Annotated in this window: 19 protein-coding genes; 14 read left to right on the top strand and 5 right to left on the bottom strand. The window is 69.2% G+C overall.

Translation table 11 applies throughout. The features are described from left to right. Window position 1: 1 nt before the first annotated feature. Window positions 2-757 (top strand): DUF742 domain-containing protein, encoded by a 756-nt coding sequence (locus ACZ6YV_RS19040; RefSeq protein ID WP_465510846.1) that lies wholly within the window; start codon window positions 2-4, stop codon window positions 755-757. Window positions 758-785: 28 nt separating this feature from the next. Then, window positions 786-1,349, top strand: coding sequence for a GTP-binding protein (locus ACZ6YV_RS19035; protein ID WP_101606490.1), 564 nt, complete (start codon window positions 786-788; stop codon window positions 1,347-1,349). A gap of 37 nt (window positions 1,350-1,386) precedes the next feature. Here ACZ6YV_RS19035 and ACZ6YV_RS19030 read toward each other — a convergent pair whose 3' ends face one another. The 3 genes from ACZ6YV_RS19030 to ACZ6YV_RS19020 form a co-directional block, all read right to left on the bottom strand. Further along, window positions 1,387-1,944, bottom strand: coding sequence for a dihydrofolate reductase family protein (locus tag ACZ6YV_RS19030; protein ID WP_465510845.1), 558 nt, complete (start codon window positions 1,942-1,944; stop codon window positions 1,387-1,389). 102 nt (window positions 1,945-2,046) lie between these two features. Further along, the gene (locus tag ACZ6YV_RS19025; protein ID WP_465510844.1) at window positions 2,047-2,706 is read right to left on the bottom strand and encodes a DUF899 domain-containing protein; all 660 of its coding nucleotides are present in this window, start codon (window positions 2,704-2,706) and stop codon (window positions 2,047-2,049) included. Continuing rightward, window positions 2,699-3,037 carry an ArsR/SmtB family transcription factor gene (locus tag ACZ6YV_RS19020; RefSeq protein WP_465510843.1) on the bottom strand — a complete coding sequence of 113 codons (339 nt, stop codon included), beginning with the start codon at window positions 3,035-3,037 and terminating at the stop codon, window positions 2,699-2,701. The genes ACZ6YV_RS19025 and ACZ6YV_RS19020 overlap by 8 nt, the downstream gene beginning before the upstream one ends. A 135-nt stretch (window positions 3,038-3,172) precedes the next feature. Here ACZ6YV_RS19020 and icmF point away from each other — a divergent pair, with 135 nt between their 5' ends. The 3 genes from icmF to ACZ6YV_RS19005 all read left to right on the top strand — a co-directional run bounded on the left by icmF (window position 3,173) and on the right by ACZ6YV_RS19005 (window position 8,448). After that, entirely contained in the window at window positions 3,173-6,409 is a 3,237-nt protein-coding gene (gene icmF, locus ACZ6YV_RS19015; protein ID WP_465510842.1) for a fused isobutyryl-CoA mutase/GTPase IcmF, read from the top strand. Window positions 6,410-6,616: 207 nt separating this feature from the next. After that, window positions 6,617-7,462: an LLM class F420-dependent oxidoreductase gene (locus ACZ6YV_RS19010; protein WP_465510841.1), complete on the top strand. Its 846-nt coding sequence runs from the start codon at window positions 6,617-6,619 to the stop codon at window positions 7,460-7,462. Further along, the gene (locus ACZ6YV_RS19005) at window positions 7,459-8,448 is read left to right on the top strand and encodes a TIGR03557 family F420-dependent LLM class oxidoreductase (RefSeq protein WP_465510840.1); all 990 of its coding nucleotides are present in this window, start codon (window positions 7,459-7,461) and stop codon (window positions 8,446-8,448) included. The genes ACZ6YV_RS19010 and ACZ6YV_RS19005 overlap by 4 nt, the downstream gene beginning before the upstream one ends. Before the next feature lie 211 nt (window positions 8,449-8,659). On the opposite strand, the gene kstR is transcribed toward ACZ6YV_RS19005, so the two are convergent. Continuing rightward, window positions 8,660-9,307 carry a cholesterol catabolism transcriptional regulator KstR gene (kstR, locus tag ACZ6YV_RS19000; RefSeq protein WP_039796120.1) on the bottom strand — a complete coding sequence of 216 codons (648 nt, stop codon included), beginning with the start codon at window positions 9,305-9,307 and terminating at the stop codon, window positions 8,660-8,662. A 155-nt stretch (window positions 9,308-9,462) separates the two neighbouring features. Between kstR and ACZ6YV_RS18995 the strand changes: the two genes are divergently transcribed. The 3 genes from ACZ6YV_RS18995 to ACZ6YV_RS18985 all read left to right on the top strand — a co-directional run bounded on the left by ACZ6YV_RS18995 (window position 9,463) and on the right by ACZ6YV_RS18985 (window position 15,603). After that, window positions 9,463-11,538, top strand: coding sequence for an acyl-CoA dehydrogenase family protein (locus ACZ6YV_RS18995; protein ID WP_465510839.1), 2,076 nt, complete (start codon window positions 9,463-9,465; stop codon window positions 11,536-11,538). A 115-nt stretch (window positions 11,539-11,653) separates the two neighbouring features. Beyond that, complete coding sequence (locus ACZ6YV_RS18990) at window positions 11,654-14,419, top strand: DEAD/DEAH box helicase (protein ID WP_465510838.1); 2,766 nt, start codon at window positions 11,654-11,656, stop codon at window positions 14,417-14,419. Then, window positions 14,419-15,603: an SWIM zinc finger family protein gene (locus tag ACZ6YV_RS18985; protein WP_465510837.1), complete on the top strand. Its 1,185-nt coding sequence runs from the start codon at window positions 14,419-14,421 to the stop codon at window positions 15,601-15,603. Before ACZ6YV_RS18990 ends, ACZ6YV_RS18985 begins: the two co-directional genes overlap by 1 nt. Window positions 15,604-15,647: 44 nt before the next feature. Here ACZ6YV_RS18985 and ACZ6YV_RS18980 read toward each other — a convergent pair whose 3' ends face one another. Continuing rightward, window positions 15,648-16,892 (bottom strand): alpha/beta hydrolase fold domain-containing protein, encoded by a 1,245-nt coding sequence (locus ACZ6YV_RS18980; RefSeq protein ID WP_465510836.1) that lies wholly within the window; start codon window positions 16,890-16,892, stop codon window positions 15,648-15,650. A 66-nt stretch (window positions 16,893-16,958) separates the two neighbouring features. On the opposite strand from ACZ6YV_RS18980, the gene ACZ6YV_RS18975 reads away from it, so the two are divergent. From ACZ6YV_RS18975 to ACZ6YV_RS18950, 6 genes are all read left to right on the top strand, one after another. Next, window positions 16,959-18,350, top strand: a complete 1,392-nt coding sequence (locus ACZ6YV_RS18975) for a WS/DGAT/MGAT family O-acyltransferase (RefSeq protein WP_465510835.1) — start codon at window positions 16,959-16,961, stop codon at window positions 18,348-18,350. A gap of 108 nt (window positions 18,351-18,458) precedes the next feature. After that, window positions 18,459-19,523, top strand: coding sequence for an acyl-CoA dehydrogenase family protein (locus tag ACZ6YV_RS18970; RefSeq protein ID WP_465510834.1), 1,065 nt, complete (start codon window positions 18,459-18,461; stop codon window positions 19,521-19,523). A 2-nt stretch (window positions 19,524-19,525) separates the two neighbouring features. Beyond that, window positions 19,526-20,698 carry an acyl-CoA dehydrogenase family protein gene (locus tag ACZ6YV_RS18965; protein ID WP_465511024.1) on the top strand — a complete coding sequence of 391 codons (1,173 nt, stop codon included), beginning with the start codon at window positions 19,526-19,528 and terminating at the stop codon, window positions 20,696-20,698. After that, complete coding sequence (locus tag ACZ6YV_RS18960; protein WP_465510833.1) at window positions 20,695-21,609, top strand: bifunctional MaoC family dehydratase N-terminal/OB-fold nucleic acid binding domain-containing protein; 915 nt, start codon at window positions 20,695-20,697, stop codon at window positions 21,607-21,609. Before ACZ6YV_RS18965 ends, ACZ6YV_RS18960 begins: the two co-directional genes overlap by 4 nt. Beyond that, window positions 21,606-22,001, top strand: a complete 396-nt coding sequence (locus ACZ6YV_RS18955) for a MaoC family dehydratase (RefSeq protein ID WP_465510832.1) — start codon at window positions 21,606-21,608, stop codon at window positions 21,999-22,001. The genes ACZ6YV_RS18960 and ACZ6YV_RS18955 overlap by 4 nt, the downstream gene beginning before the upstream one ends. Then, window positions 22,001-23,170 carry a lipid-transfer protein gene (locus ACZ6YV_RS18950; RefSeq protein ID WP_465510831.1) on the top strand — a complete coding sequence of 390 codons (1,170 nt, stop codon included), beginning with the start codon at window positions 22,001-22,003 and terminating at the stop codon, window positions 23,168-23,170. Before ACZ6YV_RS18955 ends, ACZ6YV_RS18950 begins: the two co-directional genes overlap by 1 nt. Window positions 23,171-23,216 lie beyond the last annotated feature (46 nt).

Genomic DNA, 23,216 nt, shown 5'->3' with positions numbered 1-23,216 from the left:
GATGAGCACCGGATCCGGATCCTTCGGCGAACCGCCGGGGACGGGTGAATACCAGCCTCCGTACGCGGGGGCTGCTCATGCTGCCGGTTCACGGGACGACGGCACCTTCGCCGACGTCTTGAACGGCTTCACCCTGGATTCGGGCCGTGGTCGTCGGAAGCGCAAGAAGAACAAGCAGTCCGAAGATGCCTCTGTTCCCCAAGCGGGCGGAGCACACGCCGCCGGGGAATCGGCAGTCCCGCAGCCGACCGATCAAGGAGACCGCGTGACCTCACTTGCCTCTCCACCCGACAGCGGCGCAGGCGCCGTCGGGCCGAGACCAGGTGGTCTTTTCGACCCGGGTCCACCCAGTGGCGAGTTCATCATGCCCGCTGTCTTCGAGCAGGCGTCGTCGCCGTTCGAAGAGACGGCGATCGTCCGTCCCTATGCCCTCACCGGCGGCCGGACCAAGGCGAACTACGCTCTCGAGCTGGAGACCCTGATCTCCACCAAGGACCACGTCGCCGCGGGTAGCCTCCCCTCGGTGGTCATGGAGCAGATCGAATGTATTTCGATCATCGAGGAGTGCCGGACCCCGCGTTCGGTCGCCGAGATCGCGGCGACCCTGCGCGTACCACTGGGTGTGGCACGCGTGCTGATCAGCGACGCGGCGGACGCGGGACTGGTCAGCGTGCACAAGACGATTTCGGGCAATGACGGCGCCGAGGCACATCTGGTGTTGATGGAAAGGGTTTTGAGTGGACTCCGTCGGCTTTAAGGCACCGCGGGACACCGCGCCCCCGACCATGACATCCGCGAAGATCGTCGTGGCGGGTGGCTTCGGTGCGGGTAAGACGACCTTCGTCGGTTCGGTGTCGGAGATCGTCCCGCTCACCACCGAGGCGATGATGACGGACGCCAGTCGGGGGATCGACAACCTCGACCAGACGCCCAACAAGTCGACCACCACGGTCGCGATGGACTTCGGCAGGGTCTCCCTGGACGCGGACCTGATCCTCTACCTGTTCGGCACGCCCGGGCAGCAGCGGTTCTGGTTCATGTGGGACGACCTCGTCCGCGGCGCGATCGGCGCCGTGGTGCTGGCCGACACGCGACGGCTGGCCGATTCGTTCGCGCCGATCGACTTCTTCGAGGACCGGGGCCTGCCCTACATCGTCGGGGTCAACACCTTCGACGGCGTCCTCGAACACGACATCAACGACGTGCGTGAAGCGTTGTCGATCGACCCCAACATCCCGATCGTCCGCTGTGACGCCCGGGAACGGGAGTCGACGAAGCAGACGCTGATCACGCTGGTCGAGTACGCGATGCGGCAGTGGATCGCGTTGCGCGCGAGCAACTCGAGGTGATCCCGACGGCGGCAGCGTAGGGGCTGCCGCCCCGGTTTCACGCCAGTTCGTAGGTCAGCAGGACCGCGCGCCCGTCGAACGTGCGGGTGCCGGTCAGCCGCAGGTCCGTCCGGGCGACGCCCCGGAACACCTGCTTGCCGCCGCCGAGCACCACCGGGTGCACGACCACGTGGATTTCGTCGACCAGACCGCGGTCGGCGAGCGCGGTGGCCAGCTCGGTCCCGCCCGTGAGCAGCAGATCCTTGCCGGGCTTGGCCTTGAGATCGGTCATCCGTTCGGCGAGGTCACCGCCGACGACCTCGGTGTTCCAGTCGGCCTTTTCCAGGGTCCGCGAGAAGACGATCTTCGGCGTCTTCCGCCAGATCGGCGCGAAGTCCAGGTCGTGCGGGTGGTCCGACAGCGTTTCCGCCTGCGGCCAGAACGACGACATCATCTCCCAGACCCGCCGCCCGTAGACGAAGGTGTCGGCGCGGTCGACCAGTTCCTTCGAGTGGCCGGACAGTTCGGGGCCCATCGCGGGCCAGTCGAACTCGCCGTCCGGGCCCTCGATGTGGCCGTCGACCGAGGTGTGGACGAAGTAGACGAGCTTGCGCATGGGGTGATCCCTCTCGGTGTGGCGCCCGCTTCCCGGGCGCCGGACACCGAGGGGTCGGAGCGGGTCCCGGGTTCTCGACACGGCTTGCCCGCATTCAGAGGACTAAACGCGGTACTCGTCGTGCCGCTTCCACCAGTGGCCCGGACCGTCCGTCCCGCGGCCGGACTCCTCCCAGGCCTCCTGCCGCCCGAGCGGCGTCAGATCCAGGTATCGCAGCGTCCCCACCAGCTGGTCCCCGCCGCGATCCGTGGTGAAGTAGGTCCGGTACACCTCGTCGCCGTCGCGCAGGAAGACGCTGATGCCGAACCCGCCGTCGATGCCGCAGTCCGGGTTGAAGCCGTCGAGGGTCGAGACCCACGGGACGGTCCAGCCCATCCGCTCCTTGTACCGCTCGATCTCGGGCAAGGTCGCCGGCGCGACCACGGACAGCGTGGTGTCGCGGGCGTGCAGATGGGCGAGGTGGCCGATGTTGTCCACGACCATCGAGCAGCCGGGGCAGCCCGCCTTCTGCCCGGGAGCGAGCATGAAGTGGTAGACGATCAGCTGACGTCGTCCCTCGAACAGTTCCAGCAGCGTGACCCGGCCCTGGGGGCTTTCGAATTCGTACCCGCCGTCGAAGCGGACCATCGGCAGCCGTCGCCGTTCGGCGGCGACCGCGTCCGCGGCCCGGGTGAGCTCCTTTTCCTTGGCCAGCAACGCTTCCCGCGCGATCTGCCAGTCTTCTCGCGAGACGATGTCCGGCAGCGTGGTGGTCTCAGTCATTCTTGTCGCCTTTCCGCAGCTCGGCCAGGTGCTGCTCCATCCGGTCGAAGCCGCCTTCCCAGAAGTGCCGATAACGTTCGACCCAGTCGGAGACCTCGCCGAGCGGGGCGGCCTCCAGTCGGCAGGGCCGCCATTGCGCCGTCCGGGTCCGGCTGATCAAGCCCGCGCGTTCGAGGACCTTCAGGTGTTTGGAGACGGCCTGGAGGCTGACTGGAAAGGGCTCGGCCAGCTCGTTGACGCTGGCCTCGCCGGTGGAGAGACGGGCGAGGATCGCCCGCCGGGTGGGGTCCGCCAAGGCGGCGAACGTGGCGCTGAGCTGATCAGTGGTCATCGCTGCTCAATCAATCGGTTGTTTAACCTTTTGGTTGAATATACTGGTGCGAGTTGATCTGTCAAGGACTAGTGAGAGCGCCATCACGCAAGTGGGTGGGTTTAAAACAGTAGGAAGTCCTAGTATTTTGGAGAGATGAGCAGCGACCTGCACCGGCCCGTGAACCCCGTTCGGTTCGTGACGGCGTCGAGCCTTTTCGACGGGCACGACGCGTCCATCAACATCATGCGGCGCATCCTGCAGTCGCAGGGCGCGGAGGTCGTGCACCTCGGGCACAACCGGTCGGTCGACGAGGTCGCCACCGCGGCCATCGCCGAAGACGTCCAGGGCGTGGCCATCAGCGCCTACCAGGGCGGGCACGTCGAGTACTTCAGCTACCTGGTCGAGCTGCTCAACGAGCGCGGCGCGGGGCATATCAAGGTGTTCGGCGGGGGCGGCGGCGTCATCGTCCGCGAGGAGATCGACCTGCTGCACTCGCGGGGTGTCGCGCGGATCTTCTCGCCCGAGGACGGCTACGAAATGGGCCTCCCGGGCATGATCAACCTGATGATCAAGGCCTGCGACACGGATCTGTCCGCGCAGTCGCCGGGTTCGCTGGACAAACTGCTTTCGGGTGACATCCCGGCGTTGTCCCGCGTCATCACGCAGCTTCAGCGCGAGGCGCTGCCGCAGGACTGGCTCGACAAGATCGCCGAGACCGCCAAGTCGCGGACCGTGCCGGTCCTCGGCATCACCGGAACGGGTGGTTCGGGCAAGTCGTCGCTCACCGACGAGCTGATCCGCCGGTTCCGGCTGGACCAGGAGGACAAGCTCCGCATCGCCGTGCTCGCCGTCGACCCGTCGCGCCGCAAGGGCGGGGGAGCGCTGCTCGGCGACCGCATCCGGATGAACTGCCTCGACGGCAGCCCGGTGTACTTCCGCTCGCTGGCCACCCGGACCACCAGTGGCGAGATCCCCACCGGGCTCTCCGAGTCGATCCTCGCCTGCAAGGCGGCGGGCTTCGACCTCGTGATCGTCGAGACGCCGGGTATCGGCCAGGGTGACGCCGGCATCGTCGACTACGTGGACCAGTCGCTGTACGTCATGACGCCGGAGTTCGGCGCGGCGTCGCAGCTGGAGAAGATCGACATGCTCGACTTCGCCGACGCCGTCGCGATCAACAAGTTCGAGCGCCGCGGCGCCGAGGACGCCCGCCGCGACGTCGCGCGCCAGCTCGTCCGCAACCGTGAGGCGTTCAGCTCCTCGCCCGAGGAGATGCCGGTCTACGGCACCAGCGCCGCGAAGTTCAACGATGACGGCGTCACCGCGCTCTACCAGCACCTGCGCGACACTCTCGCCGAGCGCGGCCTGACCGTCTCGCCCGGCGTGCTCCCGAAGGTCGAGGGCAAGGTTTCGACCGACGCCAGCACGATCATCCCGGCCAACCGGACGCGCTACCTCGCGGAGATCTCCGACACCGTCCGCGGCTATCACACCAAGACCGAGCAGCAGGTCGCCGCGCTCCGCAAGCGTGAGCACCTCGCCGTCGCCAAGGAGGCGCTGGCCGCCGTCGACGCGAGCACCGACGCGCTCGACGGGCTGCTCGCCGCTGCCGAGTCCGATGTGGACGGTGAGTCGACGAATCTGCTGGCGCGCTTCGGCGAGCTCGCGGAGTCCTACCGCGCCGACGAACTGGTCGTGAAGATCCGCGACAAGGAACTGCACACCCAGCTCTGGCGCGACACGTTGTCCGGCAACCGGATCCCGCGCGTGGCGCTGCCGCGCTACACCGAGTCCGGCGAGCTGCTGTCGTTCCTGCGCCGCGAACACCTGCCCGGATACTTCCCCTACACCGCGGGCGTCTTCCCGTTCAAGCGCGAGGGCGAGGACCCGGCGCGGATGTTCGCCGGCGAGGGCGACCCCTTCCGCACCAACAAGCGGTTCAAGCTCCTTTCGGCGGACTCCGAGGCGAAGCGCCTTTCGACCGCCTTCGACTCCGTGACGCTCTACGGGCACGACCCGCACACCCGCCCCGACATCTACGGCAAGGTCGGCACCTCCGGCGTCTCCATCGCGACGCTGGAGGACATGGAGGTGCTCTACGACGGCTTCGACCTGACGTCGCCGAGCACTTCGGTGTCGATGACGATCAACGGCCCGGCGCCGACGATCCTCGCGTTCTTCCTCAATACCGCGATCGACCAGCGCGTCGAGGCGTTCAAGGCCGAGCACGGCCGCGAGCCGTCCGAAGCCGAGGCCGCCGAACTGCGCGAGTGGGCGCTGCGCAACGTCCGCGGCACCGTGCAGGCGGACATCCTCAAGGAGGACCAGGGGCAGAACACCTGCATCTTCTCCACCGAGTTCAGCCTGCGGATGATGGCCGACATCCAGGAATGGTTCATCGACCACGGCGTGCGGAACTTCTACTCGGTGTCGATCTCCGGCTATCACATCGCCGAGGCCGGGGCGAACCCGATCTCGCAGCTGGCGTTCACCCTGTCGAACGGCTTCACCTACGTCGAGAGCTACCTCGCGCGCGGGATGAGCATCGACGACTTCGCGCCGAACCTGTCGTTCTTCTTCTCCAACGGCATGGACGCCGAGTACACGGTGCTGGGCCGGGTCGCGCGCCGGATCTGGGCGGTCGCGATGCGGGAGCGCTACGGCGCGAACGAGCGCTCGCAGAAGCTCAAGTACCACGTGCAGACCTCGGGCCGTTCGCTGCACGCGCAGGAGATGAGCTTCAACGACATCCGCACCACGCTGCAGGCGCTGTGCGCGCTCTACGACAACGCGAACTCCTTGCACACCAACGCCTTCGACGAGGCGATCACGACGCCGTCGGAGAGCTCGGTGCGCCGGGCGATGGCCATCCAGATGATCATCAACAAGGAATGGGGCCTGTCGAAGAACGAGAACCCGCTGCAGGGTTCGTTCATCATCGACGAGCTGACCGACCTGGTCGAAGAGGCCGTCCTGCTGGAGTTCGACCGGATCTCCGAACGTGGCGGCGTACTCGGCGCGATGGAGACCGGCTACCAGCGCGGCAAGATCCAGGACGAGTCGATCCTCTACGAACGCCAGAAGCACGACGGCACGTTGCCGATCATCGGCGTCAACACCTTCCGCAACCCGCACGGCGGCGAGAACGACGTCGAGGTCGAACTGGCGCGGGCGACCGAGGACGAGAAGGTGTCGCAGCTGCACCGGCTGGAGGACTTCCAGCACCGGCACCACGCCGACGCGCAGGTCGCGCTCAAGACGCTGCGCGAGGCGGCGACCCGGGGCGGGAACCTGTTCGGCGTGCTGATGGACGCGGCGCGGGTGTGCTCGCTCGGTCAGATCACCGAGGCGTTCTTCGAGGTGGGCGGGCAGTACCGGCGCAACGTCTAGGGTGCGTTTCACAAGTCTGTTCGCGGTCTTCGCGCCCAGGTGTCCCCTGACGGCACGGGCGGATGCGCCCGAGTACAAACCCGGTACGAGGGCGATCCGCCCGCACCGTCAGGAGCCACCTGGATCACGAAGCCCATCGAACAGACTTGTGAAACATGCCCTAGCGGCGCGGGAATATCGCGCGGCGTGTTCGGGTAGTTGCTGAACATGCAGATCGGAATCGCCACCTTCATCACCGACGAAGGCATCAGGCCGGACGTCCTCGCCGCCGCCGCCGAGGAGCGCGGGTTCAGCTCGCTCCAGATCGCGGAGCATTCGCACATCCCGGTCAGCCGGGAATCGCAGTATCCGGGCGGTGGCGAGCTGCCGCGCGTGTACTACCGGACGCTGGACCCGTTCGTCGCGCTGACGGCGGCGGCCGGCGCCACGTCGAACCTGAAACTGGGCACCGGGGTCGCGCTGCTGCAGCAGCGCGACGTCATCCACACGGCGAAAGAGGTCGCCTCGCTCGACCTCGTCTCGCGGGGCCGGTTCATGTTCGGCGTCGGCGTCGGGTGGAACCGGGAGGAAATGCGCAATCACGGCACCGACCCGAAGACGCGGGGCGCGCTCGTAGACGAACAGCTCGCCGCGCTGAAGGAGATCTGGACCAAGGACGAGGCCGAGTTCCACGGCAAGCACATCGACTTCGACCCGATCTTCGCGTGGCCGAAGCCGGTGCAGAAGCCGCATCCGCCGATCTACATCGGTGGCGCGGGGGAGAAGGCGCTCCGGCGGATCGCCGCCTTCGGTGACGGCTGGCTGCCGCACGCCCACACCCCGGCCGAGGAACTTCGCCGGGCGCGCCAGTGGCTGGCCGACCAGGGCCGGAGCGACGTCAAGTTCTCGGCGTTCGGTGCCTCCCCGGAAGAGGACGCGTTGAACAACCTGGTGGAGGGCGGCGTCGACGAGGCCACCTTGTTCCTGCCGACCGAGCCCGAAGCGGCCACACTGGAACGACTCGACCAGTACGCGAAGGTCGCTGAGAGCTTTCGAAAGGGGCAGCAGGCGTGACTGAGGTTCAAATCGGCTTGGCCGCGGCGCTCGAGCAGTTCTCGCCGCGCGAGTCGATCCGGCTGGCGGCGCTGGCCGAACAACACGGGTTCTCCGGCCAGATGGCCGCCGACCACTTCCAGCCGTGGGTCCCCCAACAGGGTGAAGCTTCCTTCGTCTGGAGCGTGCTCGCCTCGCTGGCGGAGAACACCACCGGCGACCTCGGACCGGGCGTGACCTGCCCGTCGTTCCGGCTGCATCCGTCGATGGTCGCGCAGGCCGCGGCGACGCTGGAGGCGACCTACCCGGGTCGGACCTGGCTCGGCATCGGCTCCGGTGAGGCGCTCAACGAGCACGTCATCGGCGGCTACTGGCCCGAGGCGCCCGAGCGCGTGCGGCGGATGTTCGAGGCGCTCGAGGTCATCCGGAAGCTGTTCACCGGCAAGGACGTCAAGCACAGCGGCGAGTTCTTCAAGCTGCACACCACCCGGCTGTGGACGCTGCCGGACGAGCCGCCGCCGATCTACATCGCGTCGGCGGGCCCGTACACCTCGCGCAAGACCGGCGAACTCGCGGACGGGCTGATCACGCCGGGCGCGTCGATCGAGAAGCTGGCGGGGATCCTCGACAACTTCGGCACCGGCGCGCGCAAGGCGGGCAAGGACCCGGACTCGATGCCGAAGCTGCTGCAGGTGCACCTGTCGTGGGCCGAGGACGACGAGACGGCGTGGGCCAACGCGATGGACCAGTGGCCCAACGGCGGCATGAAGTTCCCCAAGGCCGACATCCGCTCGCCGTTCGACTTCGCGCAGATGGCGAAACTGGTACGGCGTGAGGACTTCGAGGGCCGCATGGTCGTCTCGTCCGACCCGGACGTGCACCGCGCGGCACTGCAGAAGTACGTCGACGCCGGCTTCAACCGGATCTACGTCCACAACGTGGGCCGGAATCAGGACGAGTTCATCGAGACCTTCGGCCGGGACGTGCTGCCGAAGCTGACCGCGTAACGCGCCTGAAGTACGTGAAGGACTCCTTCATTGCGCCTAGCGCAGTGAAGGGGTCCTTCACGTACTTGGGGGAGGTGTGAAGGTCGAGTTTCTTCGGCTGAGTCGCGGGAAGGGGTCCTTCACGGACCGAACCTGCGATCAACCGCAGCCAGAATCCGGTAGGTACCTAAGACACCCTTGGTTCTAGCCGTCCTTGCCACTCGCGAGGTTGTCAGACGTTCTTGTCCAGCAGCAGGTGCACCGAGAGCTCCAGCCGGTTCGCGACGTCGGCGGCGGAGGCGCGGCGGGTCACCCAGGCGACCAGGTTCGCCATCCAGACGTCGGCGATCACGTGGAAGATGTCGCGATCGGCCTCGGTCGGGTCTTCGATGCCCATGGCCTTGGCGAACATGTTCTCCATCAGCCGCCCGACCTGCTCGACCTCGGCGGCCGCGGTGGTGTCGGCGAACATGAAGGCGCGGACCATGGCCTCGGTGAGGTGCGGGTCTCGCTGCATCAGCCGGGTGTTGCGGCCGAGGACGACCATGAGCCGCTCGCTCGGGGTGTCGCCGGGGATGGTCGCGCGGTCGAGTTTCTCCTGCGCGCGCTCGAATTCCCTGGCCAGCCCGGAAACCAGCAGGTGGATCTTCGAGGGGAAGTAGCGGTACAGCGTGCCGAGCGCGACGTCCGCCTTCTCGGCGACAGCCCGCATCTGGACCGCGTCGTACCCGCCCTTCGCGGCGAGCGTCAGGGTCGCGTCGATGATGCGGCGCCGCCGGTCGCGTTGTGCCGCGGAGCCGAGTTCCTCGCCGCCCAGAGCGGAGAGACCGTTGCCGCTTCGCGCCTTCGCGCTCGTGGGCGCCTTGGCCTTCCCTGGCATCGCCACGTCCCCCTTCATCGAACGATCTTCGTAACTTGTTCCACTTTCCCCGCGTAGCGTACCTAAGCGGACGAACTGTTCAAGACGTGACCCACTGGGCAAGAAACTGTAACACGTTCTACACTCGCGGGTAGGTCTGCGAGGAGGTCCCACCCGTGTCGATCGCGCTCACCGAGGAACAGGCGGCGCTGGCCGCGTCGATCCGGGCCTGGGCGGCTTCCGCCCGCCCCGTCGACGCCGTCCGGAGCGGCCGGATCGCGGAACCGCCGCCAGGGCTGGCGGAACTCGGCCTGTTCGGCGTGGCGATTCCCGAAGACGTCGGCGGAGCCGGCGGCACGCTCGCCGATCTGGCCGCCGGGCTCGCCGAAGCGGCCGAAGCGCTCGTGCCCGGTCCAGTCCTCGGGACGGCGTTGGGTGGTGCGCTGCTCGCGACGGTTCCCCAGGCCGCCAAGGAGATCCTGCCCGGTCTCGCGGACGGGACCGAACGGCTGTCGGTGGTGCTCGGTCCGGGTTTCCGCGTCTCCGGTTCGGTCGTCGACGGCGAGTCGGGTCCGGCTCTCGACGTTCACCCGTCGGCGTGGACGCTGGTCTCCGACGGCGACGTCTCCGCGCTCATTCCACCCGGGACGTCCGGAGTGGACATCGAGGAGTGCGACCCGTTCGACGTGTCCCGGCCGGTCGGTCGTGTCCGGTGCGCGAAGGTGCGCCCCGAAGCGGTTTTCGAGGCGCTTCCCGTTGACGCCTACGCCGCCACGCTCGGTGCCGCCGAAGCCGCGGGGATCGCCCGATGGTGTCTTCGGACCGCTGTCGAGTACGCGAAGGTGCGAGAGCAGTTTGGCCGTCCCATCGGGTCTTTCCAAGCGATCAAGCATCTGTGCGCGGAGATGCTCTGCCGTGCCGAAGCCACCGACGCGCTCGCGTGGGACGCGGCGAGGGCGGCCGAAGACCCCGCGCAGCACGCCCTGGCGGCGGCGGCCGCCGCGGCCAGGGCGCTCGACGCGGCCGTGGCCAACGCGAAGGACTGCATTCAGATCCTCGGCGGGATCGGCTTCACCTGGGAGCATGACGCGCACTTCTACCTGCGCCGCGCCGTGGCCCTGCGGCAGTGGCTCGGCGGGTCCGCCCGCTGGCGCCGCCGCGCCGCCGAACTCGCGCTGCGCGGCGACCGCCGTACGTTGAGCGTCGAGGTCGGGGAAGACGCCGGACTCCGTGACCTGGTAGGGGAAATCGCCGCCCTGCCTGAGCCGAAACGACGCGTCGCGCTGGCCGATTCGGGCCTGCTGGCCCCGCACTGGCCCGCGCCGTACGGCCGGGGCGCCACGGCCGCCGAACAAGTGCGGATCGACGCCGCCCTCGCCGGTGCGGGCGTCCGCCGCCCCGATCTGGTCATCGGCGCCTGGGCCGTGCCGACGCTGCTGGAACACGGCTCCCCGGCCCAGCGCGAACGGTTCGCCGCGCCCACCTTGCGCGGCGAGATCACCTGGTGCCAGCTGTTCAGCGAGCCCGAGGCGGGCTCCGATCTCGCGTCACTCCGCACGACGGCCCGGCGTACCGACGGCGGCTGGCTGCTGAACGGCCAGAAGGTGTGGACCTCGCTCGCGCGCGAAGCCGATTGGGCGATCTGCCTGGCGCGCACCGATCCGGACGTGCCGAAACACAAGGGGATCACCTACTTCCTCGTCGACATGACCGCCGAGGGGATCAGCACGCGCCCATTGCGCGAGATCACCGGCGACGCCGTCTTCAACGAGGTGTTCCTCGACGACGTCTTCGTCCCGGACGACATGGTGGTCGGCGAGGTCGACGGCGGCTGGAGGCTCGCGCGGACGACGCTGGCGAACGAGCGCGTCGCCCTCGGCAGCGGGTCCGCGGTGGGGGAGGGCGTCGAAAACCTGCTCGCCACCCTCGGCGATGACGCGGATCGGGAGCGGCTCGGCGCACTGATCGCCGACGGGAGCGCGTGTTCGGTCCTGGACCTGCGGGCGACGCTGCGGCGACTCGATGGGCAGGACCCGGGTGCCGAGTCGAGTGTGCGCAAGCTGCTGGGTGTCCGGCATCGGCAGGTGGTGGCGGAGTTCGCGCTGGAGGCGCTCGGCGACGACGCGCTCGTGGCCGGTGACCCCGCGCAGCACGAGTTCCTGCTGACCCGGTGCCTCAGCATCGCGGGCGGTACCACGCAGGTGCTGTTGTCCTTGACGGCCGAGCGGCTGCTGGGACTTCCACGGTCCTGAAAGTCCCGGTCACGGCCGTTTCGCGTGCTATGAAAGGCCCGTTACTCGCAAATTTTGCGAGTAACGGGCCTTTCATAGCACCGCCGCCGGCCCGCTGTCGGTCCCGTGCTCTAGCGTGCGGGGCGTGGAGTTCGGCACAGGAACCCAAGCCACCTTCGTCCCCTCGGATCCCCCGCGGGACGGTGTACTGGCGCTCTGGGGAGACGGCACAGCGGGTGACACCGCGATCGAACTCGTGCTGCCGGTGGGAAAGGTCTTCCGGCGCACGAAGGTCGACGCGGCGCTCGTCCCGTTGTCACGTGCGATTCCGCGGCTGCTGACAGCGGACGGCGAGCTGAGCCCGGCCATCGCCGCGTGGTCGGCCGTCGCCGAGGCCGGGGTGAACCTCATCGCCCGCGGCAGGCTGCTGCCCGCGGCGTCACCCGGCGGGGTGGATTCGTGGCGGGTCGGCCCGCTCGACGTCGCCGACGAGGAGATGCTGCGCGGGCTCGCCGCCGCGTTGCCGCCCGAGGCGCACGCGCTGCCGTTGTCCGGGCTGAAGCGGATCCGGCTGCACTCGCCGGAGTCGTTGATCCGCGCGTTCTGGGACGCGACGGCGGACGTGCTGGTCCGCACGCCCGCCGCGAGCGTCGCGGCGGGCGGTCCGGCGTTCGCCTCGGCCGAGCCGACGCTGGTCGGGCCGGACGGTGCCGCGTGGCTGGCGGAACTGAGCGCCCGGCAGGCGCAGGGCGCGCACCTCGTCCTGCGCATGGAGGTGCACGAGCCCGAGAGCCCCGACGAAGAGCCCGCTTTCGCGGCCGTTCTCGCCGTGCGAAGCGCCGTCGATCCGAGCTTGATCGTCGAAGCGGCGACACTGTGGGACGCGCCCGAAGCCATCCTGGAGCGGATGGGCGAGCAGGTCGAGACGCAGTTGCTGCTCGGTCTGCGCCGTGGCGCCAGGGCGTGGGCGCCGCTCGGCCGCATCCTCCAGTCGGCCGCGCCGACCGAGCTGGCGCTGGAGTACGAAGAGGTCGTCGACCTGCTGACCCACGGCGACGCGGCGCTGGGTGGCGCCGGCATCGAGGTGCAGTGGCCGAAGGATCTGTTCGCGAACGAGCTCAAGGCGAAGGCGAGCGCGACGCAGGCCCCGGGCAGTGTCACCGGTCCCACGTTCACGCTCAAGAGCCTGTTGCAGTTCCGCTGGCGGCTGAGCCTCGGGGACGAGGAGCTCACCGACGCCGAGGTCACCGCGCTCGCGGAGGCGAAAAGGCCGCTGGTGCGGCTGCGGGGCAAATGGGTCAAGGTCGACGCGCGCCTGATCGCGAAGGTGCGCGCTCATCGCACGAAGAAGCTGTCCGGGGCCGAGGCGCTGGCCGCGGCGCTCACCGGCGAGCTGGAGCTGGACGGCGAGAAGGTCGAGTTCACCGCCCCGTCGGCGGTGACGGGCCTGCTCCAGCGCATCCGTGACAGCGCCGCGGAACCGATCGAGCAGCCCGCCGAACTGAAGGCCACCCTGCGGCCGTATCAGAAAGCGGGTCTTGCCTGGCTGGCGACGATGACCGAGCTCGGCCTCGGCGCGTGCCTCGCCGACGACATGGGGCTGGGCAAGACGATCCAGCTCATCTCCCTGCATCTGCACCGCCGTCCGCGCGGGGAGGGGCCCACGCTCGTCCTGTGCCCGACGTCGTTGCTGGGCAACTGGGAACGCGAATTCGCCCGGTTCGCGCCGGACATCCCGGTACGCCGGTTCCACGGCGGTGGGCGGCATCTCGACGAGGTCGCGCCGGACGAGGTCGTGCTCGCCACGTACGGCGTTCTCCGCCGGGATCGCGCGGCACTGTCCGAAGTGGACTGGGGGATGATCGCCGCCGACGAGGCGCAGCACGTCAAGAACCCGCTTTCGGTCACCGCCAAGGAACTGCGGAAGATCCCGGCCGCCGCGAAGGTCGCCCTGACCGGGACACCGATGGAGAACCGGCTCACCGAACTGTGGTCCATCATCGACTGGACGACGCCGGGTCTGCTCGGCTCGCTCGACGGGTTCCGCCGCAAGGTCGCCCGTCCGATCGAACGCGACCGGGACCTCGCCGCGACCGAACGACTGGCCGCGACCGTGCGGCCGTTCCTGTTGCGCCGCAAGAAGACCGACCCGGACATCGCCCCCGAACTCCCGCGCAAGACCGAGACCGACCGGTTCGTCCCGCTCACCGCCGAGCAGACGACGCTGTACGAGGCCGTGGTCCGGGAGAACCTCGCGATGATCCGCGAGCTGGACGGGATGGCACGGAGCGGACAGGTGCTCAAACTGCTCACCGAACTCAAGCAGATCTGCAACCACCCGGCGCAGTACCTCAAGGAACCCGGTGCGCTGCACGGCCGTTCCGGCAAGCTCGCCGCCTTCGAGGAACTACTCGACGTCATCCTTGACGAGGGCGACAGCGTGCTCGTGTTCAGCCAGTACGTCCAGCTGTGCCGCCTGCTGGAGAAACGCCTGGCCGAACGCGGGCTGCCGGCGATGCTGCTGTCCGGGTCGAGCACGCCCAAGGCGCGGGAGGAGATGGTCGCCCGGTTCCAGGCGGGCGAGGTTCCGGTGTTCCTGCTTTCGCTGAAGGCGGGCGGCGTCGGGCTCAACCTGACCAAGGCCACCCACGTGATCCACTACGACCGCTGGTGGAACCCGGCGGTCGAGGACCAGGCCACCGACCGCGCGTACCGGATCGGGCAGGACAGGCCGGTCCAGGTGCACCGGCTGATCGCCGAAGGCACGCTCGAGGAGCGCATCGCCACGGTGCTGGAGACCAAACGCGGGCTGGCCGACGCGGTCATCGGCGCGGGAGAGAACTGGATCACCGAACTGTCCGACGACGAACTCGCCGACCTCGTCCGGCTCGGGGAGACCTGATGCCCGGCGCGACCGGACGGAAACGGCGCACCTTCGGCAACACCTGGTGGGGCGAGGCGTGGGTCGAAGCCCTGGAAGACCGCGCCAAACTCGACCCGAACCGGCTGCCGCGCGGGCGCACGTACGCGCGCAAGGGGACGGTCAGCAAGCTCGTGGTCGGCGTGGGCGAGGTGACGGCCTGGGTGCAGGGCAGCCGGGCGGTGCCGTACCGGGTGACCATCCACATGCGGGCGTTCACCGAGGCACAGTGGGAGAGCCTGCTCGGCATGGCCGGTTCCCGGCTAGGACACGTCGCCGCCCTGCTCGACGGCGAACTGCCCGGTGAGCTGGCCGAGGACGCGCGGGCCGCCGGCGCGGACCTGCTGCCCGGTCCCGGTGACCTGCGCCCGAAGTGTTCGTGTCCCGACAGCGCGAACCCGTGCAAGCACGTCGCCGCCGTGTACTACCTGGTCGCGGACGAGGTCGACACCGATCCGTTCGTGCTGTTCCTGTTGCGCGGCAGGCCGAGGGAAGCCGTCCTCGCGGAACTGCGGGCCCGCCGGGCCCCCGCGAGCGAGCCGGGCAAGCGGGTGCGTGCCCCCGCCGCGCCCGGGGTGGACCCGAAACGCGCCTACACCCGGCGGATAGCCGCACTGCCGCCGCGACTGGCCGTCCCGGGCACGGTCGGCCCGCCCGCGGTCCTGGACCTCGATCCGCCGCATCGCACGGGCTGGAGCAGTGACACGTTCGCGGAACTGGCCGCAGACGCTGCCGCGCGGGCCTGGGAACTGCTGGTCATGGGGCCCGAGCGCGAGGCGGAGCTGTCGTTCGAGGAAGACCTGGCGCGCCGGGCGGCGGCGGTCGATCCAGGCATGGTCGCCGAACTCGCGGAGGCCGCCGGGGTCGGGGTGCGGGAGCTGGCTGTCTGGGCGCAGGCGTGGCGTGAGGCGGGCCGTGGCGGGATGGCGGTGGTCCGGGAGGTCTGGCCGCCAGGGCAGGCGCCGCTCGCGCAGGCCAAGGCGGACCTCGTCGAATCGGGTCTGCCGGGTGCGCCGAAGATCTGGCGGAACCGGATCACCCAGGGCGGCCTTCAACTGCGCTACGGCCGTGACGAACGCTGGTACCGCTTCGTGCGCGACGGCGAGGGCTGGCGGGTCGACGGCCCGCCGTCCACGCGGCCGACGGACGTGATCTACCCGCCCTAGACCCGCCGCGTTTCGTCCTCTGGTTGCGGTCCTTGCTCGTGCAACTACCGCAATTGCGCCGGTGGGTGGGTCCGGTGACTCCACTCCAGGAACCGCTCCACCCCGCGGACCACGTGCGCGCTGCGGATCGAGGGGAAGACGTCGAAGGCGTGCTGCGCGCCGGAGATCTCCGCGTACGCGACTTCCCGCTGGGACTTCTCCCGTAGACGCCGCACGAATTCGCGGGCCTCGCCCACCGGCACCAGCGAGTCGTGGACGCCGTGGATGACGAAGAACGGCGGCGCGTCCTCGGTGATCCGGTCCAGCGGCGACGCCGCGATGTAGTCGTCGAGGAAGTGCACCGGATCCCTGTCCGCCTCGAAGACGTGCCGGGCGATCAGTGTCTTCAGCCGGGTTTGGCTGGAGCGCCGCCCGCTTGTCGCGGCGAAGTCGTACACGCCGTAGTGCGGGGCGCACGCCTGGATGCTCGTGTCCGCTTCGGTGAAGCCGGGCTGCAGTGCCGGGTCGTTCGCGGTCAAGGCCAGGAGCGCCGCGAGGTGCCCGCCCGCCGAACCCCCGGTGACGGCGACGAAGGACGGGTCGCCGCCGTAGGACTCGGCGTTGTCCCGGATCCACGCCAGCGCGCGTTTCGCCGCGACGATATGCGCCGGCCAGCGGGCGGCGGGGGAGAGCGGATAGTTGATCGCGAAGCAGATCCAGCCGCGTTTGGCCATGTGCAGCATCAGCGGCAGACCCTGCTGGTCCTTGTTGCCGATCACCCACGCGCCGCCGTGCACCTGCAGCAGGATCGGCGCGCCGGTGACCGGCTCGCGCGGGGCGTAGACGTCGAGCAGGAACCGTTTCCCGCCGGGCGCGTAGGCGATGTTCCGGGTCCGCCGGACCTCCGGGTCGCGCATGCGGAACGGCATGGCCAGCTGGCCCCAGGGGGTGGCGAGGTCGGTCGGGCTCGGCGGGTGCCCGAGTTCGCCGGCGTAAGCCTCGCCGATGCCTTCGGCCAGCGCTGTCTCGATCTCGTCGCGGGCTCGCTGGGACTGCGTGATCAGCGCGCCCAGTCCGGCCGCCGACGCCGCCGCGAGCGCGAGTCCGGCCTTGCTCGATCCGCCCCGGTGCCGAGCGACGTGTGCCGCCGCGTCGGCCGCGGTGAGCGCGAGCAGATGCGGGGCGAGCTCCCCGGTGAGCCAGCCCGCGAAGAACGCCGGGACCGCCGTCCGGGCACCTCTCGGCGGCTTCAGCGCGTTCGCGGTGAGCGCGAGCTGGAGTGCCTGGCGGACGACGAAACTCGGCTGCATGGGCACCGATCCTACCGTCGGGTGACCGCCTAGAACCGGTTGCAAAGTTCACTTAAGGTGATTCTTATGCAGAGATTGAGCGGTCTGGACGCGAGTTTCCTCTACTTGGAGACACCGGCCCAGGTCCTGCACGTATGCGGGCTGCTCACGTGCGACGGTTCGACCATGCCCGGCGGCTACGACTTCGAGCGCTTCAAGGAGAAACTGGCCGAACGGGTCCAGTTGATCCCGGCGTTCCGGCGCAAGCTGCACAATCCACTCTGGAACCTGACGCATCCGGTCTGGGTCGAGGACGAGGATTTCGACCTCGAGGCCCACGTTCACCGGATCGGCGTCCCCGCGCCCGGTGACCGGCGCGAACTGGCCGAGCTGTGCGCCCACATCGCGGGACAACGGCTGGACCGCGCGCAGCCGCTCTGGCAGCTGTACGTCATCGAAGGCCTGGCGGACGGCGGGATCGCGGTCCTGCTGAAGATGCACCACGCCAGCGTCGACGGGGTCAGCGGCGCCAGTCTGATCACCTATCTCGCCGGCCTCGAACCGGACGCGCCGCCGCCGGAGATCGCGCGTGACGATCGCCACAACGGGGGCGTTCCCGGCAGGCGCGCGTTGCTCGGCGCGGGGCTGACGTCGTTCGCGAAACGCCCGGTGGAGGTGGTGAAACTTCTCCCGGACCTGCTCGAACTGGTGCCGAAATGGCTCGGTAAAGCTTTGCAGGGCAAGGGAATGCCGGTTCCGTTCACCGCGCCGCGCACGTCGTTCAACGGGACGATCACGGCGCACCGCAGCGTCGCGTACACCTCACTTGACCTCGACGAGGTCAAGCGGATCAAGAACGCCTTCGGGGTGACCGTCAACGACGTCGTCCTCGCGGTCGTTTCCGGCGCGCTGCGCCGTTTCCTGCGCGAACGCGGCGAACTGCCGGAAGATCCGCTGGTGGCGACCGTGCCGGTGTCGGTGCACGGACGCACCGAACGCGACCACGGCAGCAACAAGGTCTCGGCGTTCTTCGCGTCGCTGCCCACCCATCTGGAGGATCCCGCCGCGCGGGTGTTCATGCTCGCGGAGTCGAACAGGCTCTCCAAGGACCACCACCACGACATCCACGCCGACATGCTCGGAGACTGGGCCCAGTTCTCGGCGGCGACCATGTTCGGCCTCGCGGTGCGCGCGTATTCCGCACTGCGCCTGGCCGAACGGCATCCGGTGGTGCACAACCTGGTGGTGTCCAATGTGCCCGGCCCGCCGCTGCCGCTGTACCTGCTGGGCTGCCGGATCACCGGGCTCTACCCACTCGGCCCGGTGTTCCACGGCGCCGGGCTCAACGTCACCGTGCTGTCCAACGCGGGCCGGGTCGACGTCGGCCTGCTCGGCGCCCGGGAACTCACCGGAGACCTGTGGCCGCTCGCCGACCACTTCCCCGGCGCTCTCGAGGAACTGCTCGAAGCCACGCCCTGAGCTTTCGCGCCGCCTCCGTTTCCCGTGGGGGTTGCCGTCCGGGCTCCTTCCGGTTAAGACTAGAACAGGTTTCAGTATTGTGCCCGTTCGCCCCGGTGAGGAGCCAGTGTGGACTTCCAGTTCGACGAGACGCAGACCGAGGTCACCGCGCTGACCGCGCGCGTGCTCGGCAAGGAGCGCGAGCCCGCGGACACGTGGCGCGCGCTCGCCGACGCCGGTCTGCTCGCGCTGGCGCTGCCCGCCGAACTCGGCGGTGACGGCCTCGGCGTCGCCGAAGTCGCCTTGGTGCTGACCGAACTCGGCCGCGTCGCCTCGCCGACTCCCGCGCTGGCGTCGCTGGCCTTCGGTGTCCTGCCGGTCGCGGCGCTCGGCGGACCGGATCAGCGTGCGTCGCTGCTCCCGCCTGTCGCCGCGGGTGAATCCGTGCTCACCGCCGCGCTGCACGAACCTTCCGCGCCGTTCACCACCCGGCCCGCGACCGTCGCGGAATCGGCCGGGGACTGGCGGCTGAGCGGGGTCAAGGTCGGTGTGCCGTTCGCGGCGGAGGCCACCCGGATCCTCACGCCCGTCTCGCTGCCCGGCGGTACCGGCGTCTTCCTGATCGATCCGCGGGCCGACGGCGTGACACTGACCCCGACGAGAACCTCTTCCGGCACACCGGACTACACGGTGACGCTGGACTCCGTGATCGTCACCGACGCCGATCTCCTCAACGGGCACGGCCCCGGCGAGTCGATCGCGACGCTGCACCGGTTCGCGCTCGCGGGCACCGTGGCGTTCGGCGACGGACTGCTCGCCGGCGCGCTCGCGCTGACCACCAAGCATGTCGGCGAACGCGAGCAGTTCGGGCGCCCGCTGGCGGCGTTCCAGGCGGTGGCGCAACAGATCGCGGACGTCTACGTCGCGTCGAGGACCGTCCAGCTGGCCGCGCGTTCGGCGGTCTGGCGGCTCGCGGCGGGGCTCGACGCCGAAGCGGAACTCGACATCGCGGCGTACTGGCTGGCGGAGGAGGCGCCCGAGGCGCTGGCCGTCTGTCATCACCTGCACGGCGGGATCGGCGTGGACGAAACGTATCCGCTGCACCGATTCTCGTCGGCGGTCAAGGATCTGGGACGAACGCTCGGCGGCGCCTCGCATCGGCTGGCCGCCTTGGGCGAACTGGTGGCGGGGTGATGATGCTGATCGAACTGACCGCGGCGCAGCAGCAGCTGCGAACCGAACTGCGCAAGTACTTCGCCGGACTGGTGAGCGCCGACGAGCGGCGCGCGATGCTGCGCGAGCGGCACGGCCCGGTGTACCGCGAGATCGTGCGGCGGATGGGCCGTGACGGCTGGCTCGGCGTCGGCTGGCCGGAACAGTACGGCGGCCGGGGTTTCGGCGAGATCGAGCAGCACCTCTTCGTCGACGAGGCCGCTCGGGCCGACGTCCAGCTGCCGTCGGTGACGCTGCAGACCGTCGGGCCGACGTTGCAGGCTTTCGGCACCGAGGAACAGAAGTCCCTGTTCCTGCCCAAGATCCTCGCGGGCGAGGTCCATTTCGCCATCGGCTACACCGAGCCCGACGCGGGAACGGACCTCGCGGCGCTGCGGACCACCGCCGTGCGCGAGGGTGACGAGTACGTCGTCAACGGCCAGAAGACCTTCACCACCGGCGGTCATGACGCCGACTACCTCTGGCTCGCCGTGCGGACCGCGCCCGACGCGCCGAAACACAAAGGCATCTCGATCCTCATCATGGACACCCGGGATCCGGGCTACTCCTGGACGCCGATCATCACCTGCGATGGCGCGCACCACGTGAACGCCACCTACTACTCGGATGTCCGGGTGCCCGCGAACATGCTGGTGGGCAAGGAGAACGAGGGCTGGCGGCTGATCACCACCCAGCTGAACCACGAACGCGTCATGCTCGGCCCCGCCGGGCGCATCGGCGGTCTCCACGACCGGGTCCGCGACTGGGCGGCGTCCCGGAAGACCCCGGACGGCACACCGTTGCTCCAGGTTCCCGACGTCCGCGGCGTCCTCGCGGAAGCCCTGGCGACCGCCAGGGTCAACGAACTGCTGAACTGGCAGGTCGCGGCCTCGTCGGCGACCGGACCGGTGGCGGTGGCCGATGCGTCGGCCACCAAGATCTTCGGTTCCGAACGCATCCAGCGGCTGGCCAGGAGACTGGAGGAGATCGTGGCGCGACACGGCGATCAGGCCGACGCCGAGACCGCGGACCTGGCACGGTGGCTGGACGTGGTGGCCAAACGCAATCTGGTGTTGACCTTCGGCGGCGGCGTCAACGAGATCCAGCGCGAGCTGATCGCCACCGCCGGGCTCGGATTGCCGAAGGTGCCCCGATGAGCATCCAGGAAGCGGCCGAACGTATCGCCGCACAAGGGGAGTCCGCGCCGAGGGCCGCCCGCGACGCTGTCAACCAGGCGATGGTGAACAACTGGGTCGAAGCCATCGGCGACCGCAACCCGGTGTACGTCGACGAAGAGTTCGCCGCCAAGAGCGTCCACAAGGGACTTGTCGCGCCGCCCGCGATGGCGCAGGTGTGGACCATGGGCGGGCTGCACTGGACCAGGGCTTCGGACGACCCGCTCGGTGCGATGATGGAGGTGCTCGACGAGGCCGGGTTCACCTCGGTCGTCGCGACCAACTCCGACCAGAACTACTTCCGCTACCTCCGCCACGGTGAACGGGTCGAGGCGACGGCGAAGCTGGAGAGCGTCGTCGGGCCGAAACGCACCGCGCTGGGCGAAGGCTGGTTCGTGACCACGAAGACCACCTGGTACGTCGGCGACGAGGCCGTCGCGGACATGGTGTTCCGGGTGCTGAAGTTCCGTCCGCCGGGTGCCGAGCCTGTCAAGCAGGCCGCCCCGGTCCTGCGGCCGGTGATCAGCAAGGACACCGAGTTCTTCTGGGCAGGCCTGCGCGAAGGTGAACTGCGGATCCAGTGCTGGGGCGAGACCCTGCGGCATCCGCCCGGCCCGATGCCGCCGGACGGCGACCTCGACGCCAAGCCTGACCACGTCGTCGCGTGTGGCCGCGGAACGGTCTACAGCTACGTGGTGCACCACCATCCGAAGGTTCCCGGCAAGGACGTGCCGTTCGTGGTCGCGCTCGTCGAACTGGAGGAGGGCGTCCGGGTGATGGGCGAACTGCTCGACGCCGACCCCGAAGCCGTCCACATCGGACTCGCGGTGGAAGCCGCTTTCGTGAAGGTCGACGAGGAACTGACCTTGCCCGCTTGGAGGGTCGCGCGATGAAGGACTGTGCCGTCGGCACCGAGTTGCCGCCGCTGACGATCGAGGCCACCCCGACCTTCGTGGTGAGCACCGCGCTGGCGACCCGGGACTTCCAGGACGTCCACCACGATCGGGACGCCGCCGTGCAAAGGGGATCGAAGGACATCTTCCTCAACATCCTCACCGACACCGGCCTGGTGCAGAAGTTCGTCACCGACTGGGCGGGACCGGAGGCGTTCGTGCGGTCGATCAAGATCCGGCTCGGCGTGCCCTGCTACGCCTACGACACCCTGACCTTCACCGGCCGGGTCACGGAACGGGACGGTGCCGACGTGGTGATCGCGGTGTCCGGTGTGGACAGTCTCGGTGAGCACGTGGTGGGTACCGTGGCGCTCACGTTGGGAGGCGAGTGATGACCCTGTCCGGACGGGCGGCGATCGCCGGGATCGGTGCGACCGAGTTCTCGAAGGATTCCGGGCGCAGCGAGCTGCGACTGGCGGCGGAAGCGGTTTCGAGCGCGCTGAAGGACGCCGGGCTCTCGCCGTCCGATGTGGACGGTCTGGTGTCGTTCACCATGGACGGCAACAGTGAGATCGCCGTGGCGCGGGAACTCGGTATCCCCGAACTCAAGTTCTTCAGCCGGATCCACTACGGCGGCGGCGCTGCCGCGGCGACCGTGCAGCAGGCCGCGATGGCCGTCGCGACCGGCGTCGCGGACGTCGTCGTCGCGTACCGGGCCTTCAACGAACGGTCCGGGATGCGGTTCGGGCAGGTGTCCTCGGCCGCGGCGGGGCAGGTGAACTCCTCCGGCGTCGACAACGCGTTCCACTATCCGATGGGGATCGCGACCCCGGCCGCGACCGTCGCCATGCTCGCCCGGCGCTACATGCACGAGTACGGCGCGACCAGCGAGGACTTCGGCCGGGTGGCCGTCATCGACCGCGCCCACGCGGCGACGAACCCGAAGGCGTGGTTCTATGGCAAACCGATCACCCTCGAAGACCATCAGGCGTCCCGCTGGGTCGCCGAACCGCTGCACCTGCTCGACTGCTGCCAGGAGAGCGACGGCGGGGTCGCCCTGGTGATCACCAGCGCGGAACGGGCGCGCGACCTGCCGCACCGGCCCGCTGTGATCGCGGCGGCCGCGCAGGGGAGTGGTCCGGACCAGTACGTGATGACCAGCTACTACCGTGACGACCTCCCGGCGCTGCCCGAGATGGGCGTCGTGGGGCGGCAGCTGTGGGCGCAGTCCGGACTCGGGCCCGGTGACATGGATCTCGCCGTGCTGTACGACCACTTCACCCCTTATGTCCTGATGCAGCTGGAAGAACTCGGCTTCTGCGGGAAGGGCGAGGCCAAGGACTTCATCGGCGGCGGCACCCTCGAACTCGACGGGAAACTCCCGCTCAACCCGCACGGCGGGCAGCTGGGGGAGGCCTACATCCACGGGATGAACGGGATCGCCGAAGGGGTCAGGCAGCTGCGCGGTGACGCCGTCAACCAGGTCGACGGAGCCGCCCGGGTGCTCGTGACCGCCGGCACCGGCGTACCTACGAGCGGACTGGTCCTGACCGCGGGCTGAGATCACCCCGATGCCCGATGGTGTACTAGTGCGCCACCTGCGACGG

Source organism: Amycolatopsis sp. NPDC102522 (assembly GCF_055584485.1).
This window is presented reverse-complemented; position numbering and strand designations above follow the sequence as displayed.

Coding starts and splice junctions, on each gene's coding strand:
- ACZ6YV_RS19040 (WP_465510846.1), top strand. CDS start 2: ATGAGCACCGGATCCGGATCCTTCGGCGAACCGCCGGGGACGGGTGAA.
- ACZ6YV_RS19035 (WP_101606490.1), top strand. CDS start 786: ATGACATCCGCGAAGATCGTCGTGGCGGGTGGCTTCGGTGCGGGTAAG.
- ACZ6YV_RS19030 (WP_465510845.1), bottom strand. CDS start 1,944: ATGCGCAAGCTCGTCTACTTCGTCCACACCTCGGTCGACGGCCACATC.
- ACZ6YV_RS19025 (WP_465510844.1), bottom strand. CDS start 2,706: ATGACTGAGACCACCACGCTGCCGGACATCGTCTCGCGAGAAGACTGG.
- ACZ6YV_RS19020 (WP_465510843.1), bottom strand. CDS start 3,037: ATGACCACTGATCAGCTCAGCGCCACGTTCGCCGCCTTGGCGGACCCC.
- icmF (WP_465510842.1), top strand. CDS start 3,173: ATGAGCAGCGACCTGCACCGGCCCGTGAACCCCGTTCGGTTCGTGACG.
- ACZ6YV_RS19010 (WP_465510841.1), top strand. CDS start 6,617: ATGCAGATCGGAATCGCCACCTTCATCACCGACGAAGGCATCAGGCCG.
- kstR (WP_039796120.1), bottom strand. CDS start 9,307: ATGCCAGGGAAGGCCAAGGCGCCCACGAGCGCGAAGGCGCGAAGCGGC.
- ACZ6YV_RS18985 (WP_465510837.1), top strand. CDS start 14,419: ATGCCCGGCGCGACCGGACGGAAACGGCGCACCTTCGGCAACACCTGG.
- ACZ6YV_RS18980 (WP_465510836.1), bottom strand. CDS start 16,892: ATGCAGCCGAGTTTCGTCGTCCGCCAGGCACTCCAGCTCGCGCTCACC.
- ACZ6YV_RS18975 (WP_465510835.1), top strand. CDS start 16,959: ATGCAGAGATTGAGCGGTCTGGACGCGAGTTTCCTCTACTTGGAGACA.
- ACZ6YV_RS18965 (WP_465511024.1), top strand. CDS start 19,526: ATGCTGATCGAACTGACCGCGGCGCAGCAGCAGCTGCGAACCGAACTG.
- ACZ6YV_RS18960 (WP_465510833.1), top strand. CDS start 20,695: ATGAGCATCCAGGAAGCGGCCGAACGTATCGCCGCACAAGGGGAGTCC.
- ACZ6YV_RS18955 (WP_465510832.1), top strand. CDS start 21,606: ATGAAGGACTGTGCCGTCGGCACCGAGTTGCCGCCGCTGACGATCGAG.
- ACZ6YV_RS18950 (WP_465510831.1), top strand. CDS start 22,001: ATGACCCTGTCCGGACGGGCGGCGATCGCCGGGATCGGTGCGACCGAG.